General features: G+C 70.8%; 13 protein-coding genes. 6 read left to right on the top strand and 7 right to left on the bottom strand.

Features of this window, described 5'->3' with window-relative positions; translation table 11 throughout:
• Both DEU34_RS04405 and secA read right to left on the bottom strand, forming a co-directional pair.
• Positions 1–1,227, bottom strand: a complete 1,227-nt coding sequence (locus tag DEU34_RS04405) for a pyridoxal phosphate-dependent aminotransferase (RefSeq protein ID WP_116646078.1) — start codon at positions 1,225–1,227, stop codon at positions 1–3.
• 65 nt (positions 1,228–1,292) lie between these two features.
• On the bottom strand, positions 1,293–4,103 hold the full coding sequence (gene secA / locus DEU34_RS04400; RefSeq protein WP_121148982.1) for a preprotein translocase subunit SecA: 2,811 nt from the start codon (positions 4,101–4,103) through the stop codon (positions 1,293–1,295).
• A gap of 167 nt (positions 4,104–4,270) precedes the next feature.
• On the opposite strand from secA, the gene DEU34_RS04395 reads away from it, so the two are divergent.
• The gene (locus DEU34_RS04395) at positions 4,271–5,575 is read left to right on the top strand and encodes a hypothetical protein (RefSeq protein ID WP_121148981.1); all 1,305 of its coding nucleotides are present in this window, start codon (positions 4,271–4,273) and stop codon (positions 5,573–5,575) included.
• A 119-nt stretch (positions 5,576–5,694) separates the two neighbouring features.
• Here the strand turns inward: DEU34_RS04395 and hpf are convergent, their stop codons facing one another.
• From hpf to mtrA, 5 genes are all read right to left on the bottom strand, one after another.
• Entirely contained in the window at positions 5,695–6,354 is a 660-nt protein-coding gene (gene hpf / locus DEU34_RS04390; protein WP_121148980.1) for a ribosome hibernation-promoting factor, HPF/YfiA family, read from the bottom strand.
• 149 nt (positions 6,355–6,503) lie between these two features.
• Entirely contained in the window at positions 6,504–7,142 is a 639-nt protein-coding gene (locus tag DEU34_RS04385; RefSeq protein ID WP_121148979.1) for a ComF family protein, read from the bottom strand.
• A 93-nt stretch (positions 7,143–7,235) separates the two neighbouring features.
• Entirely contained in the window at positions 7,236–8,936 is a 1,701-nt protein-coding gene (locus DEU34_RS04380) for an LpqB family beta-propeller domain-containing protein (protein ID WP_121148978.1), read from the bottom strand.
• The gene (gene mtrB, locus DEU34_RS04375) at positions 8,933–10,600 is read right to left on the bottom strand and encodes an MtrAB system histidine kinase MtrB (RefSeq protein WP_121148977.1); all 1,668 of its coding nucleotides are present in this window, start codon (positions 10,598–10,600) and stop codon (positions 8,933–8,935) included. The genes DEU34_RS04380 and mtrB overlap by 4 nt, the downstream gene beginning before the upstream one ends.
• A gap of 7 nt (positions 10,601–10,607) precedes the next feature.
• Entirely contained in the window at positions 10,608–11,288 is a 681-nt protein-coding gene (gene mtrA, locus DEU34_RS04370) for an MtrAB system response regulator MtrA (RefSeq protein WP_116646071.1), read from the bottom strand.
• A gap of 163 nt (positions 11,289–11,451) precedes the next feature.
• Between mtrA and DEU34_RS04365 the strand changes: the two genes are divergently transcribed.
• Genes DEU34_RS04365 through DEU34_RS04345 form a run of 5 tightly spaced genes read left to right on the top strand, consistent with a single transcriptional unit; the run spans position 11,452 to position 16,817 of the window.
• Complete coding sequence (locus DEU34_RS04365) at positions 11,452–12,690, top strand: glycerophosphoryl diester phosphodiesterase membrane domain-containing protein (protein WP_121149713.1); 1,239 nt, start codon at positions 11,452–11,454, stop codon at positions 12,688–12,690.
• On the top strand, positions 12,687–13,352 hold the full coding sequence (locus DEU34_RS04360; RefSeq protein WP_183042356.1) for a DUF4129 domain-containing protein: 666 nt from the start codon (positions 12,687–12,689) through the stop codon (positions 13,350–13,352). The genes DEU34_RS04365 and DEU34_RS04360 overlap by 4 nt, the downstream gene beginning before the upstream one ends.
• Positions 13,349–14,530 (top strand): DUF4350 domain-containing protein, encoded by a 1,182-nt coding sequence (locus DEU34_RS04355; RefSeq protein WP_121148975.1) that lies wholly within the window; start codon positions 13,349–13,351, stop codon positions 14,528–14,530. Before DEU34_RS04360 ends, DEU34_RS04355 begins: the two co-directional genes overlap by 4 nt.
• A complete protein-coding gene (locus DEU34_RS04350) occupies positions 14,527–15,507 on the top strand; it encodes a MoxR family ATPase (protein WP_121148974.1) in 981 nt (326 codons plus the stop codon). The genes DEU34_RS04355 and DEU34_RS04350 overlap by 4 nt, the downstream gene beginning before the upstream one ends.
• Before the next feature lie 8 nt (positions 15,508–15,515).
• Positions 15,516–16,817 (top strand): DUF58 domain-containing protein, encoded by a 1,302-nt coding sequence (locus DEU34_RS04345; RefSeq protein ID WP_121148973.1) that lies wholly within the window; start codon positions 15,516–15,518, stop codon positions 16,815–16,817.
• Positions 16,818–16,845: the final 28 nt, after the last annotated feature.

Here is a 16,845-nt window from a genome sequence, read left to right as displayed (position 1 = left end):
CTAGGGGCGGTACGAGGAGAGGAAGTTGCCGAGCCGCTCGATCGCGTCGGTGAGCACCCGCGCCTCCGGCAGCGTGACGATGCGCACGTGGTCGGGCGTCGGCCAGTTGAACCCCGTGCCCTGCACGAGGAGCACATGCTCGGCGATGAGGAAGTCGTGGACGAACTTCCCGTCGTCCGGGATCTCGTAGACCTCCGGGTCGAACCGCGGGAAGGCGTAGAGCGCTCCCTGCGGCATCACGCAGGAGACACCGGGGATCGCCTCGAGGCCCTGCCACGCCGCATCCCGCTGCTCGTGGAGCCGACCCGTCGGGGCGATGAGCGCGTCGATCGACTGCACCCCCGAGAGCGCCGCCTGGACGGCGTACTGCGCCGGGACGTTCGGACACAGACGGGTCGAGGCGAGGAGGGTGATCCCCTCGATGAACCCCTTGGCGTGGTCCTTCGGACCGGTGATGACGAGCCAACCCGAGCGGAACCCTGCCACGCGGTAGGTCTTCGACAACCCGTTGAACGTCAGGCACAGCAGGTCGGGCGCGACGGTCGCGAGCGGGATGTGCTGCGCATCGTCGAAGAGGATGCGGTCGTAGATCTCGTCGGCGAGGAGCAGCAGCGAATGCTCGCGCGCGACGGCAGCGATCCCCTCCAGCACCTCCCGCGAGTAGACCGCCCCCGTCGGGTTGTTCGGGTTGATGATGACGATCGCCTTGGTGCGCGGGGTGATCTTCGACCGGATGTCGTCGAGATCGGGCTGCCACCCGTCGAGCTCGTCGCAGATGTAGTGCACCGGCGTGCCGCCGCCGAGGCTCGTCATCGCCGTCCAGAGCGGGTAGTCGGGCGCAGGGATGAGCACCTCGTCGCCCTCGTCGAGAAGCGCCTGCATGACCATCGTGATCAACTCGGACACACCGTTGCCGAGGTACACGTCATCGGGGTCGAACAGCGGGAATCCCGGCACCTGCTCGTACCGCGAGACGACCGCGCGGCGCGCCGACATGATGCCCTTGCTGTCGCTGTAGCCGTGCGCGTGGGGAACGGCGTCGATCATGTCGCGCACGATCTGGAAGGGTGCCTCGAAGCCGAACACGGCCGGGTTGCCGGTGTTCAGCTTGAGGATGCGGTGTCCCTCGCTCTCGAGCCGATCGGCCTCTATGAGCGCCGAGCCACGGATCTCGTAGAGGACGTCTTTCAGCTTCGACGACTGGTCGAGCGAGCGTGGCGAGGTCATCCAGTCAGAATAAACCCGCCCCGAACCGGCCAATGCTCATCGCGTGGACCGGTCCGGGGCCGCGGTCACTTCTTCTTCGGGGCGGCCCGTCGCTCCGCACGGTTCTGCGGGGCGGCCGCCGGGGCCCCCTGGCCGCCATCGGTGCGCTGACCGAAGGCGCCGCGGGGCGCCTCGGCGACGGGCGCCGCGGCCGGGACCGATGCGGCGGCCGCTGCCTGACGCACGCGGTTCGTCGCCGCCTGCTGCACCTGCCCGCGGTCGTTGCGCACCTCGACCTCGCCGGCATCGTTCGCGGCGGAGTACTCCAGGCGCTGACCCTCCACCGGCGGCGCGGCGAGCCCCTTGGCCTCGACCTCGGCCTCGTCGCCGTCGGCGCGACGCACCTCGACCTCGAGGTTGTAGAGGTATCCGACCGACTCCTCCTTGATCTGGTCCATCATCGACTGGAACATCTGGTACCCCTCGCGCTGGTATTCGATGAGCGGGTCGCGCTGTGCCATCGCGCGCAGGCCGATACCGTCCTTGAGGTAGTCCATCTCGTAGAGGTGGTCGCGCCAGCGGCGGTCGAGCACCTGGAGCACGACGCGACGCTCGAGCTCTCGCATGGCGGGGGCGCCCAGCGTCTCCTCGCGGTTCTTGTAGGCGATCGTCGCGTCGGAGAGGATCTCGCGCTTGAGACCGGCCGCCGTCACGCGGCCCTTGTTGCCGGCTTCGGCCACGACCTCGTCGATGGTGACCGAGACGGGGTACATCGTCTTCAGCTCGGTCCAGAGCGCGTCGAAGTCCCAGCTCTCGGTGTGACCGCTTCCGGTGTGGTCGTCGATCACCGTGCTGATGGCGTCTTCGATGAAGTGCTCGACGCGCCCGGCGATGTCGTCGCCGTGCAGCATCTGGCGACGGTCGGCGTAGATCGCCTCGCGCTGGCGGTTGAGGACGTCGTCGTACTTCAGGACGTTCTTGCGCACCTCGGCGTTGCGCGCCTCGACCTGGGTCTGGGCGCTGCGGATCGCGCGCGAGACCATGGTCGATTCGATCGCGACGTCGTCGGGGAAGTTCGTTCGGGCGAGGATCGCCTCCGCCGCACCCGACTGGAACAGCCGCATGAGGTCGTCGGTCAGGGAGAGGTAGAAGCGGCTCTCGCCGGGGTCGCCCTGACGGCCCGAGCGGCCGCGCAGCTGGTTGTCGATGCGACGCGACTCGTGCCGCTCGGTGCCGAGCACGTACAGACCGCCCGCCTCGACGACCTTGGCGGCTTCCTCGGACACCACGTCCTTCGTGCCCTGGTAGACCGTGTCCCACTCCGACTCGTAGGCCTCGGGGGTCTCGACGGGGTCGAGACCCTTGGCCTTCATCTCCTGCACCGCGAGGAACTCGGCGTTGCCGCCGAGCATGATGTCGGTACCGCGACCGGCCATGTTGGTGGCGACCGTGACCGCGCCCAGACGCCCGGCACGTGCGACGATCTCGGCCTCGCGCGCGTGGTTCTTCGCGTTGAGCACCTCGTGCTTGATGCCCTTCTTGGCCAGCAGGCGCGAGAGGTACTCGCTCTTCTCGACGCTGGTGGTTCCGACGAGCACCGGCTGGCCGGTCTCGTGGCGCTCCGCGATGTCTTCGACCACCTGCGCGAACTTGGCCGTCTCGTTCTTGTAGACGAGGTCGGACTGATCCTTGCGGACCATCGGCTTGTTCGTCGGGATCGGCACCACGCCGAGCTTGTAGGTCGACATGAACTCGGCGGCCTCGGTCTCGGCCGTACCGGTCATGCCCGCGAGCTTGTCGTAGAGACGGAAGTAGTTCTGCAGCGTCACGGTGGCGAGGGTCTGGTTCTCGGCCTTGACCGGCACGTTCTCCTTGGCCTCGATGGCCTGGTGGATGCCCTCGTTGTACCGGCGACCCACGAGGATGCGGCCGGTGTGCTCGTCGACGATCATGACCTCGTCGTTCATCACGACGTAGTCGCTGTCGCGCTTGAACAGCGCGAGCGCCTTGATCGAGTTGTTGAGGAACGAGATGAGCGGGGTGTTGGCCGACTCGTAGAGGTTGTCGATGCCGAGGTAGTCCTCGACCTTCTCGATGCCGGGCTCGAGCACGCCGATGGTGCGCTTCTTCTCGTCGACCTCGTAGTCGACACCGACCTCGAGGGTGCGAGAGATCTTCGCGAACTCGGCGAACCAGCGGTTGGCCTCGCCCGACGAGGGGCCGGAGATGATCAGCGGGGTGCGCGCCTCGTCGATGAGGATCGAGTCGACCTCGTCGACGATCGCGAAGAAGTGCTCGCGCTGCACGAGGTCTTCCTTGCGCCACGCCATGTTGTCGCGCAGGTAGTCGAACCCGAACTCGTTGTTCGTGCCGTAGGTGATGTCTGCCGCGTACTGCTCACGGCGCACCTGCGGCGTCTGCCCGGCGACGATGACGCCCGTCGTCATGCCCAGCGCGCGGTAGACGCGGCCCATGAGTTCGGACTGGTAGCTCGCGAGGAAGTCGTTGACCGTGATGACGTGCACGCCCTTGCCGGCGATCGCGTTGAGGTAGACCGCGAACGTCGCCGTCAGTGTCTTGCCCTCACCGGTCTTCATCTCGGCGATGTTGCCGAGGTGGAGGGCAGCGCCGCCCATGATCTGCACGTCGTAGGGACGCTGGCCGAGGGTGCGCTTGGCCGCCTCGCGGATCGCGGCGAACGCCTCCGGCATGAGCTGGTCGAGCGTCTCGCCCGCTTCGTGACGCGAGCGCAGCTCCGCGGTCTCGCCGCGCAGTTCGTCATCGGTCAGCTGTGCGTAGTCGTCTTCGAGTGCGTTGACCGCTTTGACCACCTGCTGGAGCCGGCGGAGGATGCGCCCCTCTCCGGCGCGGAGCAGTTTCTCGAGAGGATTGGCCACGGAGGATCTCCATCTGTCGGGTGCGGCGCGAAGGCCCGCCTGCGAACAGGCATATGACGCCCATGTTATCCGTTCGTGACCTCCGAGGAACCAGGGTGGGTAAGCCCATCGCGCGCCCACGGCGAACAGTCGGCTTCCACACCGCACCGGGATCGTAGGATCGGAACATGGCCGGGTTCTGGGGAAAACGCAAGCGCGAAGAGCAGGATGCGGCGGATGCCGACCTGATGCGACGGGCCGAGATGGCCATCGTCGCGGCCGACGAGCGCGTGCGTCTGACGACCGATGAGCTCGACTTCGCGGTCGCCGAGCTCGGCGAGTCGGCCACCGCAGACCTGCGCAACGCCCTCGATTCCGTGAAGACCCACCTGAGCGAGGCCTTCCACCTCCACCAGCTCAACCACGATGAGATCCCCGATACTCCGGAGGAGCTCCGCACCCGCAACGCCCGCATCATCCAGCTGTCCGAGTGGGCCGAAGACCTGCTCGAGGAGCGCACCACGGTGCTGCAGGGCGCGATCGAGAAGGTGCGTCGCGCGCCCGAGGTGCTCGAACGCGTGCGCGCCGACCGCGAACGCCTCTCACTGCGCGTGCCCGCGGCCCGCGATGCCGTGCAGCGGCTGGCGACCCGGTACAGCCCGGCCGCGCTGCAGCAGATCTCGGGCAACCCCGAGGAGATCGAGCAGCTGCTGAGCTTCGCCGGTCACACCGCCGACGTGTCGGAGCGCCGACGCGAGGCCGGCCAGCGCGAACAGGCCGGGGTCGCCCTCGAGGCGGCGACCGAGTCGATCCGCCGTGCCGAGTCGCTTCTCGACGCGATCGACTCCTACGAGATCGAGGCGCTGCGCGCCGAGTCGACGCTCGCCGCCGTCGTCGAGGACTCCCGCGGCGATCTGGTCGATGCGCGCAGCGGTCCGCAGACCCCGGCCGTCCGTGAGGCCATGGTCGCCCTCGAGAAGGCCCTGGCCGAGCTTCCGGCCGGCGGAGTGCGAGACGACCCGTTCGGGGCACTCTCGCGACTGCGTCAGGCGAACACCGATCTCGACACCGCCCGCGAGCGCGCCTCGCGGCCGGTCATCCCCCAGACCCACGTGACGCACGCCGTCGACGACGCCGATCGCCAGCTCACCGTGGCGCGCAGCATCATCTCCGGCCACCGCGGCTGGATCGGAGCCGATGCGCGCACGCGCTTCGCAGAGGCCGAGCGCCTCCGCTCCGAGATCCCCCTCGGACCGATCGACGAGGAGGCGCGCGAGCGCACCATCGCGCAGGCCCGCCGGGTGGCCGCGCTGGCGTCGGAGGCCCTTCAGCTCGCGCAGAACGACATCGACTCCTCGCGCCCGAACGACTGGGGCGGCGACGGATGGGGCGGTCGCCGCGGCGGCGGCGGCATGGGCGGCGGCAACATGGTCGGCGGCATGCTCGGCGGCCTCGTCATCGGGTCGCTCCTCGGCGACATGTTCGACGGCTGATCGGCCCGCCGCAGCATCTGCTCGCCCACAGACCGCGAGACCCGATCTCCGCGGCGAGACCCTGACAGAAAGCCAGGGTCTCGCCGGTCGGATCGGGTCTCGCGGTCTGTGCGGGGGTGTCAGGAGGCGGCGCGTGCCTCCGGAGCGGCCTGCGTCTCGAGCGAGATCACGCCGTAGTCCCAGCCCTTGCGGCGGTAGACGACGCTCGGGTGGTCGGAGCGCGCGTCGACGAAGAGGAAGAAGTCGTGTCCGACGAGCTCCATCCGGTCGACGGCCTCCTCGACCGTCATCCACTCGGCGTCGAACTGCTTCGTTCGGATGACGACGGGCGTGTAGTCGGCCTCGTCGTCCGCCTGGACGACGGGCACCTCACCCGTCGCGACGGCGTGCAACAGCTCGGCGGAAGCGGGCTCGATGTCGATGCCCGCGAGCGATCCGCTCTCCTTCTCGAACTTCGCACCCCGGGGGTGGTTGCGCGCGTCGACGCGCTTGTCCTTGGCTCGACGCAACTGCTCGGCCATCTTGTCGACGGCGAGGTCGAGGGCGGTGAACTTGTCGCCGTCCGTTGCTTCGGCCCGTACGACCGGACCCTTGCCGCCGAGGGTGAGCTCGACGGTCTCGTCTTCCATCCGCCCGTTGTGATAAGCGCGATGGGTGACTTTCACCTCGAGGCCCTGCGCGCGGGGCGCGAGGGTTTCGATGCGTGAGGCCTTCTCTTCGACGACTGTTCGGAATCGTTCCGTGATCCCTACTCCCACGCCGACGATGTTGGTGTCCATCCGTGACCTCCTTGTTCCGGGTTCGCCCAATCGGCTTGTTCGGTGCCAAGGGCGAACGGTCCGTCGCCTTGCTAGTCCCCCCACCGTAGTCGTGACGACCGGACCTGTCACGCCCGAACCGCGGATGCGGTGAACCTCATCGGATTCGCCTAGCGGAGGCCCCCGCGACGCCTCGGCGTCGCCGCCGCCGTCGCCGCTCCCACCACGTCGGCTCCTGCCGCGCGCAGGGCCCGCACCGCCTCGCCGAGGGTCGCGCCGGTCGTGACGACGTCGTCGACGACGACCACCCGACGCCCCTCGACGCCCGTCGCGATCAGACTGCGCTCGACGTTCGCGCGGCGGTCGTCGATGCCGAGCGCGCGCTGGTCGCCCGTGGCCCGCACGATGCGCAGCGCCCTGTGGACGGGAACCCCCGCTCGGCGCAGCAGCAGCTCGGGCACGCGGTATCCGCGTCGTCGCATCGACGCCGTCGACGTCGGCACCGGAACGAACGCGGCGCCGTCGGGGAGCGCGGCGAGCGCCGCGCCGAGAGCCGCCCCCAGCGGGCGTGCGAGCGCCGTGCGCCCCTCCTCCTTCAGCGTGCGCACGACGCGGGCAGCTCTCCCCTCGAAGCGCACGCCGCTCCAGACCGCCACGCCGTCGATCTCGCGGCACTGCGGCTCGGGCTCGAGCGCGACGAGGCATTCGCCGCACAAGGCCACGTCTTCGGCCTCGCACCCGGCGCACTCGACGGGGAGGACGAAGGCGAGCGCGTCGGCGAGCGCACGTCGGATGACGGCGGAGTCCATCGCGTCATCGTTGCGCGTCCGAGGAGCGATCGAGCGCCGAGCGGACAGGACGAGAACGGATGCCGCCTTCCTCCCGCCTGGGGAGGAGACGAACTACTCCGGCGCGCCCTGCTGAACGCCGAGGACGGCGATGTCGCCGGCCGCTTCCTCCCAGTTCGCGCCGCGCTGGATGAGCAGTGCTCCGTCGAAGGTCCGCAGGCGAACGCTGGAGTTGCCGCCCGAGATGCTGACGGCGTCGGAGGTCACCGCGTTGGAAGACCCCCGCCCGCCCACCGGTTGCAGCAGCACGGTCGATCCCTGTTCCGAGGCGAGCAGCACCCCCACGCTGAGGTCGTCGAGCCAGGCCAGGTCGAGTCCCAGCGACGACGTGGTGGCGAGCACCTGCGGTTCGCCGACGGCGACGGGCACCCCGCCTTCGCGCGTGATGGCGGCGACCCATACCTCGGTGCGGTCGCTGGTGAGCACGAGAGCGGCGAGCCGCGTTCCGTCGCGAGAGACCTGGAACGCCGAGATCTCCATGGCGCTCGTCCAGAGAGAGGCCGACACCGTGACGGGCTCGCCGTCGAGGGGGTACACCGTGAAGGAGTCGGGCGTGCTCGCCGATGCCGACCACACCGCTCCCTGCGTATCGAGCGACGGGACGACGAGGTCGACGGAGCTGCCGTCGAGAACCTCGTATGTGCCGTCCGCGAACGCACGCAGGATCGCGCCGTCCGTGTTCTGCACGGCAGCGGTGCGATGGTCGGCGGCGAGGACGACGGATGCGGCGTCGATCTCGCGCACGGCGCCGGAGATCCCGGGCACCGCCTCCACGGTGTTCGAGCTGAGGAACCCGAACTCACCCCCGGCGATCTCGACGAGGGGGTTGGAGTTCACGCGGGTGGAACGCACGGCGACGGCCTGCGCCGTGACGGGTGTCGTGCCGACGTTCATCTGCACCTCGGCGACGCCGACCGACTCGAGGCTCTTCTCGAGCTGGGTCTGCATGCGGTTGAGGGTGAGATCGTCGAGCGCGAGGACGGCCGGGGTGAACTCGACCTGCGCGGTGGTGCCGCCGTCTTCGAGCGGCACGGCGCTGCTGGCGAGGGTCACGTTCTCGGGGAAGGCGTTGGCGATGCCCCGCGCCAGCCACTCGCTCGGCGGACCGTCGACGAGGGCCTGGGCGACCCGCGCCGCGATGAGCGTGTTCGGGAACCACCGCTCATCGGGCACGAGGTAGGTGTAGGTCGGATCGAAGTACATGATCGATGCCGGCCGGAAGACGCTCGTGAAGACCTCTTGGTAGAGCACGATGCCGTTCGGGGCACGGTCGATGCGCCATCCCTCGTCGGTCTGCACGAGGTGGAACGCCAGCGAGATCGGTCTGCCGTCGGCGGGGGTGTACTCCCCCGTGTCCGAGACGAACGCCTCCGCGGTCACGCGCTGGGTGATCTCGACGGAGTCGGATCCCTGCGACGGTGTCGGGGACGGCGACGAGGGCGCGGCGGCCCGCTCGCTGAGTCGGTCGATCGTCACCGACCTCGGCTGCCACTGGGGTGCGAAGTCGGTCGTGAGGTATTCGCGAGCGGTCTTCCAGTCGTTCTGCGCGCCGACTCCGGCACGCAGGAAGCCGTCGACGATCTGCTGGGGCGACGCGCCGGCCTGCGGCGGATCGGGGACGAGGTCGAACGGCGGGGAGTCGTCGGCCTCGCGGGGAAGGAGTCCCGGCTGCACCGGCCCCGAGGTCGGCAGTCCCGTGCAGCCGGCCAGGAGCAGCAGCATCCCCACCGCGAGCGCGGCGATGACGCGCCTCACGAGGCACCGTCCGAGACGTGGATCGGCTGGGTGAGCCCCAGCGCTCCGAACGGGGCGACCTCGCCCTCTCGCGGAGCGAGCGGGATGGGCGAGCCCTCCACGCGCGAGCCGTCGCGCGGCAGCGTGAGCACGAAGTGCGATCCCCGGCCCGGTTCCGACCACACCGCCAGGGTGCCGCCGTGCAGCCGCGCATCGCCCAGCGCGATCGAGAGCCCGAGACCGGTGCCGCCGATCGTGCGCTTGCGAGAGGGGTCGGCGCGCCAGAACCGGTCGAAGACGCGCTCGGCGTCGGCCGGCAGCATCCCCATACCGTAGTCGAGCACGCCCAGGGCGACGGTGCGCTGGTCGCTGTCTACCGTGATCACGATCGGCCGCCCCTCGCCGTGCTCGATGGCGTTGCCGAGCAGGTTGCGCACGATGCGGCGGATGCGCCGCGGGTCCATCTCGACCGGCGAATAGCCGCCGGGCGCCACGAGCCGCACGTCCGATCCGTGCTGCTGGGCGAGCTGCGACATCGACGCGATGACGTCTTCGGCGAGGTGGGCCAGGCTCGTGGGCTCGAGTTCGAGCTGCACCGACCCGGCGTCGTAGCGGCTGATCTCGAGGAGGTCGGTCAGCAGCGTCTCGAAGCGCTGCACCTGGGCGTGGAGCAGCTCGGCGGCCCGCGCCGTCGCGGGGTCGAAGTCGTCACGGCGATCGTTCAGCATGTCGGCGGCCAGCCGGATGGTCGTCAGCGGGGTGCGCAACTCGTGCGAGACGTCGGAGACGAACCGCTGCTGCACGAGCGAGAGGTCGGCGAGCTCCTTGATCTGCGACTGGATGCTGTCGGCCATCGCGTTGAACGAACGCCCGAGCGTGGCGAGCTCGTCGTCGCCGCGGACGTCCAGTCGCACCCCGAGGTCGCCCGACGCGAGCTTCGCGCTCGTGTCGGCGGCCTCGCCGATGGGGGTCGTCACCGAGCGCAGCACGTACCACGCGATACCGCCGATGAGGATGAGAAGCACGATCCCGACCATCCACAGCACGAACTGCACGAACGAGAGGGTCTGAGCGGGACTGGCGAAGTCGTAGGCGAGGTAGAGCTCGTAGGGTCCGACGTCGGGGATCTCGAGCTGCTGCCCGACCACGATGCCGGGTACCGTGCCACCGCCCGACGTCGGAAGGGGCACCGACTGCCACCACTGCGAGCCGCTGTCGCCGTTCTGCACCTGCTCGCGGAGCCCGGGCGACAGGATGCTCTCGTCGAACCCGCGAGACGTCTGGTTCTGGGGCGCGAGGGGTGAGATATCGGTGCCGATGCGGTAGAACGCGAACACGTCGCTCGACGCCTGCTGCAGCAGAGGCTGCTGGATGCTGGTCAGGAGGTTCTGCCTCGCGACCGCGCTCTCACCGGTGTCCACGGTCGATTCGAGCGTCTTCTGCGCCGCGATCGTGGCGTTCTGGGAGCTTTCGAGCACCTGGTTCAGCCGCGACTGGAAGAGGTCGTTCTGGATCGCGAGGGCCATGCCGACGCACGCCACGAGAATGGCGAGGGCCGTCAGCCCCACCGTCAGCAGCACCGTTCGGAATCGCAGCGAACGACGCCACAGTGTTGCGAGTCGGGTCGGCCACGCCCGCCAGTCGCGGATGACGCGCACCGTCGAGGTGATGACCGGGCCGGTCATCAGGGCCTCACACGACCGCCCCGGCGCGGTATCCGACGCCGCGCACGGTCGTGACGATGCGCGGGTTGTCGGGGTCGTTCTCGACCTTGGCGCGGAGGCGCTGCACGTGGACGTTGACCAGGCGGGTGTCGGCCTTGTAGTGGTAACCCCACACCTGCTCCAGCAGCATCTCGCGGGAGAACACCTGCTGCGGCTTCGACGCCAGCGCGACGAGCAGTTCGAACTCGAGCGGGGTCAGGCCGATCGGGGCGTCGCCGCGGCGCACCTCGTGCGCGGCGACGTCGACGGTGAGATCGCCGATGCGGAGGGTCTCGCTGCTCGGCTGGCCCGCGGGGCGCAGACGCGTGCGGATGCGCGCGACGAGCTCCTTCGGGTTGAACGGCTTCATGATGTAGTCGTCGGCGCCCGACTCGAGCCCCTTCACCACGTCGGCGGTGTCGGTGCGGGCGGTCAGCATGATGATGGGCACGCCCGATTCCGCACGCACGCGGGTGCAGATCTCGATGCCGTCCATGCCGGGGAGCATGAGGTCGAGCAGGATCAGATCGGGCCGCTCGCGGCGCCAGGCGTCGACGGCCTGGGCTCCGTCCGCGCAGAAGGCCGTCTCGAATCCCTCGGTGCTCAGCACGATGCCGATCATCTCGGCGAGTGCGGTGTCGTCGTCGACCACCAGGATCCGTGAAGTCATATGCGCTTCGCCCTCCCGCGTCCGGCCCAGGCGCCATGGGCCCGCGCAACAGCCTCCCCGTGCGCTCCCCACAGAGTAGTCGACGTGTCGGAGAGGTAGCCGCATCCGCCGCGTGGCGTATGACACGATGGGACGACCGCCGCAGCACGAGGAGGCACCGACCGTGACCGCGTATCCGGCCTGGAGCCCTGCCCCGCGACCGGGCATCGTCCCGCTGCACCCCTTCGGCTTCGGCACGATCCTCGGTCGTTCGTTCGTGGCCCTCCGGCAGAACCCGAAGGTGCTCCTGGGCTTCGCGCTGTGCGTGCAGGTCGTCTCCTACATCGTGCTCATCGTCGCCACGGGCGGGGTCGCCTTCGCGTCGTTCTCGCGCCTGGAGACCATCCCGAGGGGGACCGACGACTACGACGCCGTGATGATCGGATCGATCGCCGCGACGGGCATCACCGGCTTCGTGCTCGGCCTCGCCACCGCCGCCCTCGGGGTCATCGTGCAGGGCGTCGTGGTGAGCGAGGTCGCCTCCGCCGTCGTGGCCGAGAAGCCCACCCTCGGCGAGATCTGGCGACGCGTGAAGCCGGTCGCGTGGCGCCTCATCGGATACACCTTCCTCGTGACACTGGCGGCTCTGATCGCCATCGCGGTCGTCGGCGGACTGCTGTTCGCGGTCGGTGTCGCGGTGCTCCCGCTGGCGATCCTGGGCGGCATCCTCGCCGTCCTCGGAGCGATCCCGCTGTCGCTGTGGCTCACCACGAAGCTTCTGCTGGTGCCGGCGGTCATCATCCTCGAGCACGCGAGCATCCGCACGGCGATCGTCCGGTCGTGGCGGCTCACCCGCCGGCGGTTCTGGCCGACCCTCGGCATCGTGGTGATCATCTCGTTCACCTTCGGCGCGATCGCGCAGCTCATCAGCATCCCGACCTCCTTCGTCTCCCTCGGGTTCACCACCGCTCTGACGCCCACGGGCGATCCGGAGCCGACAGCGATCATCGGCTACATCGCGTCCACCGTGCTCACGCAGGTGCTGACCCTCTTCGTCCAGTGCGTGGCCGTCATCGTGCAGTCCACCGCGACCGCCCTCATATACGTCGACTGCCGCATGCGGCACGAGGGACTCGACCTCGACCTGCAGACGTACGTCGAGCGCAGGGACGCCGGCGGCACCGGTCTGCCCGATCCCTACCGCGAGAACATCGGGCGCACCGCAGGCCCGCGGCCGCCGCAGTACCCCTACCCGCCGCAGGGGTACGCACCGCCCCAGGGGTACGCGCCCCCGACCGGGTACGACCGTCCCGCGACCGCGCACGCGGGGCCGGACGGGGCCACGCACCCCGCTCCCCCGGCTCCGGCCGCGCCCGCTGACCCCTCGCCGACGCGCTGGTCCGCGCCGGGCGACGGCTCGTGACGGCCCCCGCGATCCTGACCCACGTGCTCGCCGCGGCTCCTCTCTCGCCCGACCGCGACGCCGCACGCGAGTGGGCCGAGCGCGAGCTCTCCGACCCTCGCTACGCCGCCGCGGAGCCGAACCTCCTCGATCGCGCCGCCCGAGCCGTGGTCGAGTTCGTCGGCGGCCTGTTCAACGGACAGCTCACGGGCGACTGGGGGCCGGTCGCGGCCATCGTCATCGCCGTCCTCGTCGCGGTGCTCATCGTGGCCGGGACCCTCATCTGGGGTCGGCCGCGGCGCAGCGCTCGCCTCCCCTCCCTCGCGACACCGCTGTTCGGCGACACCGATGCGCGGACGGCGGCCGACCTCCGTCGAGACGCCGCCGCCGCCGCATCGGCCGGCGAGTGGAACGACGCCATCGTGCTGCGCTTCCGCGCGCTCGCCCGCGCGCTCGCCGAGCGCACCCTCGTCGAGGTGTCGGCCGGCACGACCGTGCACGGTTTCGCACGACGGGCAGCGCTCGTCTTCCCGGCCGAGTCTCAGCGGATGGATGAGGCGGCCGCCGCGTTCGACGACGTGCGGTACCTGCGGCGCCCCGGTAGCGAGACCGCCTACCGCGCGATCAGCACCCTCGACGACGATCTGGCTCGCGCGCGTCCGGCCCTGGCGGGCGTCTCATGACCGTCACGACCGAGCGCACCCGCATCGCCGCTGCACCGAACCGCCTCCGACGTGCTCTGCTCGGGTGGGGGGCCATCGTCGCAGCGGTGGTCGCGCTCGCCCTGATCGGCACGGTGCTGGCCGGCGACGGATGGGCCGAGCGCGACGCCCTCGATCCGGAGTCCGCGGGCCCTGCGGGCACCGGCGCGCTCGCACGCATCCTCGTCGACCAGGGCATCGACGTGCGCGTGACCCGCGATCGCGCCACGGCGCGTGCCGCCCTCGGCGGCGGCGCGACACTCGTCCTGCCCGACGCTCCCGCGCTCTCGGACGAGGCGATCGGCGAGCTCGCGTCGGCGGCCGACGAGATCGTCATCCTCGAACCGCGCAGCAGGACGCTCCGCCTCCTCCTTCCCGGCTCACAGCTCGCGGGATCGGCCGGCACCGACGAACTCGCCCCCGCCTGCGACCTCGCCGTGGCCGACCGCGCCGGGGGCGTCGTCGGCGGCTCGCTCATGACCCCCGGTGACGGCGTCACCGGCTGCTACCCGTCCGGCGACGGATTCGCCCTCCTCGTCGGCGAGACGGGGCCGACGCGCGTGACGGCGGTGGACGGACGGGCGATGTTCGCGAACGACGTGCTCGCCGACGCCGGAAACGCCGCTCTGGCCCTCGGCATCGTCGGAACTCACCCGCGCGTCGTCTGGTACGTGCCGTCGCTCTCCGACTCCGACATCTCCACCGCCGCACCCACCCTCGGCGAGTTGACACCCCGCTGGGTGACACCGGCGCTGGTGCTGCTCCTGCTCGCCGCCGTCGCCGCGGGGTTCTGGCGCGGGCGCCGATTCGGTCCGCTCGTCGTCGAGAACCTGCCCGTCGTGGTGCGTGCTTCGGAGACGACGGCCGGGCGCGCTCGCCTGTACGCCCGTGCGAACGATCCGGGGCACGCCCTCGACCAGCTGCGGCTCGGCGCGCTCGAACGCCTCGCGCGCATGCTCGGTCTCTCCGCCACCGCGCGTCCCGAGGACATCGTCGACGCCGTCGCCGCGCGCCTCGGCGGCGACCACGCGTCGGTGCGCAGCATCCTCATCGACACCACCCCGCGTAACGACAGCGACCTCGTCGAGTGGGCGGCCCGCCTGCGCGACCTCGAGGCGCGCGTGCACGCCGCCGTTCGACCCGAAAGGAACACCCGATGAGCGACGAACAGACGGCCGCATCAGACGAAGCCGCCCTCCGCGAGGGGATGCACCGCGTGCGTCTCGAGGTGGGCAAGGCCGTGGTGGGCCAGGACGGCACCGTGACCGGGCTGCTCATCGCCCTGCTGGCGGGTGGCCACGTGCTGCTGGAGGGCGTGCCGGGCGTGGCCAAGACGCTGCTCGTCCGCTCGTTCAGCCGCGCACTCGGGCTCGACACCAAGCGCATCCAGTTCACGCCCGACCTCATGCCCGGCGACGTGTCGGGATCGCTCGTCTACGACGCGCGCACCGGCGAATTCGAGTTCCGTGCCGGGCCGGTGTTCACGAACGTCGTGCTGGCCGACGAGATCAACCGCACCCCGCCCAAGACGCAGGCCGCGCTCCTGGAGGCCATGGAGGAGCGGCAGGTCTCCACCGACGGGGTCACACGGCCCCTTCCCGAGCCGTTCCTCGTCGCCGCGACACAGAACCCGGTCGAGCACGAGGGCACCTACACCCTGCCCGAGGCGCAGCTCGACCGCTTCCTGCTCAAGCTCGTCGTGGGCATACCCGATCGCGATGCGGAGGTCGCCGTGCTCCGCCGTCACGCCAACGGCTTCGACCCGCGCGAGCTCGGCGAGGCCGGCGTGCAGGCGGCCGTCGCACCGGCGGATATCCTCGCCGCCCGCCGGGCCGCCGCATCCGTCGCCGTCGCCGACGACGTGCTCGCGTACGTCGTCGACCTCGCCCGGGCGACCCGCGAGAGTCCCTCCGTCGAACTGGGGGTCAGCCCGCGCGCCTCGACGGGACTCCTCGCGGCGGCGAAGGCGTGGGCGTGGCTCGGCGGGTACCCCGCCATCACCCCCGACCACGTGCAGACGATGCTCGTGCCGACGTGGCGTCACCGGATCCGGCTGCGCCCCGAGGCGGAGATCGAAGGAGTGTCGGTCGACGCGATCCTCTCGTCCGTCGTCCAGCAGACCCGCGTTCCCATCTGATCACGCGCATGTTCGTCACCGGTCGTCTCGCTCTTCTCGTCGCCCTCGGCGTCGTGCCCGTCGTGGTGCTCTCGGTCGGAGGGGTGAGCCCGTGGGCCGCCGCCGGGGTGTGGGTGCTGCTCGCGCTCGCGGCGACGGGGGCGGATGCTGCGGCTGCGGCCGACCCGCGTCGCGTGTCGATCGATCGGCGGGTCCCCCCGCGCGTGCTGCGCGACGAGCCGCTCGCCACCGAGCTCCTCGTGACGAATACCGGCGACCGCCGATTGCGCGGACGGATACGCGATGCGTGGCAGCCGACGGCCGGCGCGTCGGCCGATCGGCCCGCCGTCGACCTCCCGCCCGGCGAGCGCCGATCGGTGCCGATCGCCCTCCGGCCGCGGCGCCGCGGCGAGCTCGGCACCGACGGCGTGGTGGTGCGCTCGAGCGGACCGCTCGGTCTTGCAGGCCGCCAGGCGTGGATCGACGCCCCCGGCCGCGTCCGCGTGCTCCCGCCGTTCACGTCGCGGCGCCACCTGCCTTCGCGTCTCGCACGCCTGCGCGAACTCGACGGCAACACGAGCGTGCAGGTGCGCGGCCAGGGAACGGAATTCGACTCCCTTCGCGAGTACGTCCGCGGCGACGACGTGCGCGCGATCGATTGGCGTGCCACCGCACGAGCGGGCACGACGATGCTGCGCACGTGGCGCCCCGAACGCGACCGCCACATCGTCGTCGTCATCGACACCGGGCGCACGGCCGCCGCACGCGTGGGAGACGGCGTTCGCCTCGACGCCGCGATGGAGTCTGCCCTGCTGCTCGCCGCCCTCGCGGCGCGCGCGGGCGACCACGTGCACCTGCTCCTGTTCGATCGCGCGGTGCGGGGCCGCGTGACCCGCCTCGACGGCCCGGCGCTTCTGCCGGCGATGGTCGACGCCATGGCACCGGTGGAGCCGCAGCTCATCGACACCGACTGGGATGCCGCGTTCGCGCAGGTGCGCCGGCTCACGGGCCGGCCGTCGCTCGTCGTGCTGCTCACCGCCCACGACGAGCCGCTCGCCGCCCGCGGGTTCCTCGCCAGTCTCTCCGGGCTCGCCGACCGCACCCGGGTTCTCGTCGCGACCGCCACCGACGCCGATGCGTCGGACCCGATCTTCGACGACGCGTCCGACGTCTACGCCGCCGCCGCCGTGGAGCGCGCGCGGCGCGATGCCGGGCGCGTCGCGGCCGCCGTGCGCCGCGCCGGGGGCGAAGCCCTCGTGGCCGACGCCGAGGCTCTGCCGCCGCTCGTCGCCGACCGATATCTGGCGCTGAAGGCGGCCGGGCGTCTCTGATCCCTTCCTGGGGAGATTCCGCAAGGGG

Source organism: Microbacterium sp. AG1240 (assembly GCF_003635115.1).
Classification (GTDB): Bacteria; Actinomycetota; Actinomycetes; order Actinomycetales; family Microbacteriaceae; genus Microbacterium.
The sequence above is the reverse complement of the archived record's forward strand: the minus strand, read 5'-3'. Positions and strand labels throughout refer to the sequence as shown.

Coding starts and splice junctions, on each gene's coding strand:
- DEU34_RS04405 (WP_116646078.1), bottom strand. CDS start 1,227: ATGACCTCGCCACGCTCGCTCGACCAGTCGTCGAAGCTGAAAGACGTC.
- DEU34_RS04395 (WP_121148981.1), top strand. CDS start 4,271: ATGGCCGGGTTCTGGGGAAAACGCAAGCGCGAAGAGCAGGATGCGGCG.
- hpf (WP_121148980.1), bottom strand. CDS start 6,354: ATGGACACCAACATCGTCGGCGTGGGAGTAGGGATCACGGAACGATTC.
- DEU34_RS04385 (WP_121148979.1), bottom strand. CDS start 7,142: ATGGACTCCGCCGTCATCCGACGTGCGCTCGCCGACGCGCTCGCCTTC.
- mtrB (WP_121148977.1), bottom strand. CDS start 10,600: ATGACCGGCCCGGTCATCACCTCGACGGTGCGCGTCATCCGCGACTGG.
- mtrA (WP_116646071.1), bottom strand. CDS start 11,288: ATGACTTCACGGATCCTGGTGGTCGACGACGACACCGCACTCGCCGAG.
- DEU34_RS04355 (WP_121148975.1), top strand. CDS start 13,349: ATGACCGTCACGACCGAGCGCACCCGCATCGCCGCTGCACCGAACCGC.
- DEU34_RS04350 (WP_121148974.1), top strand. CDS start 14,527: ATGAGCGACGAACAGACGGCCGCATCAGACGAAGCCGCCCTCCGCGAG.
- DEU34_RS04345 (WP_121148973.1), top strand. CDS start 15,516: ATGTTCGTCACCGGTCGTCTCGCTCTTCTCGTCGCCCTCGGCGTCGTG.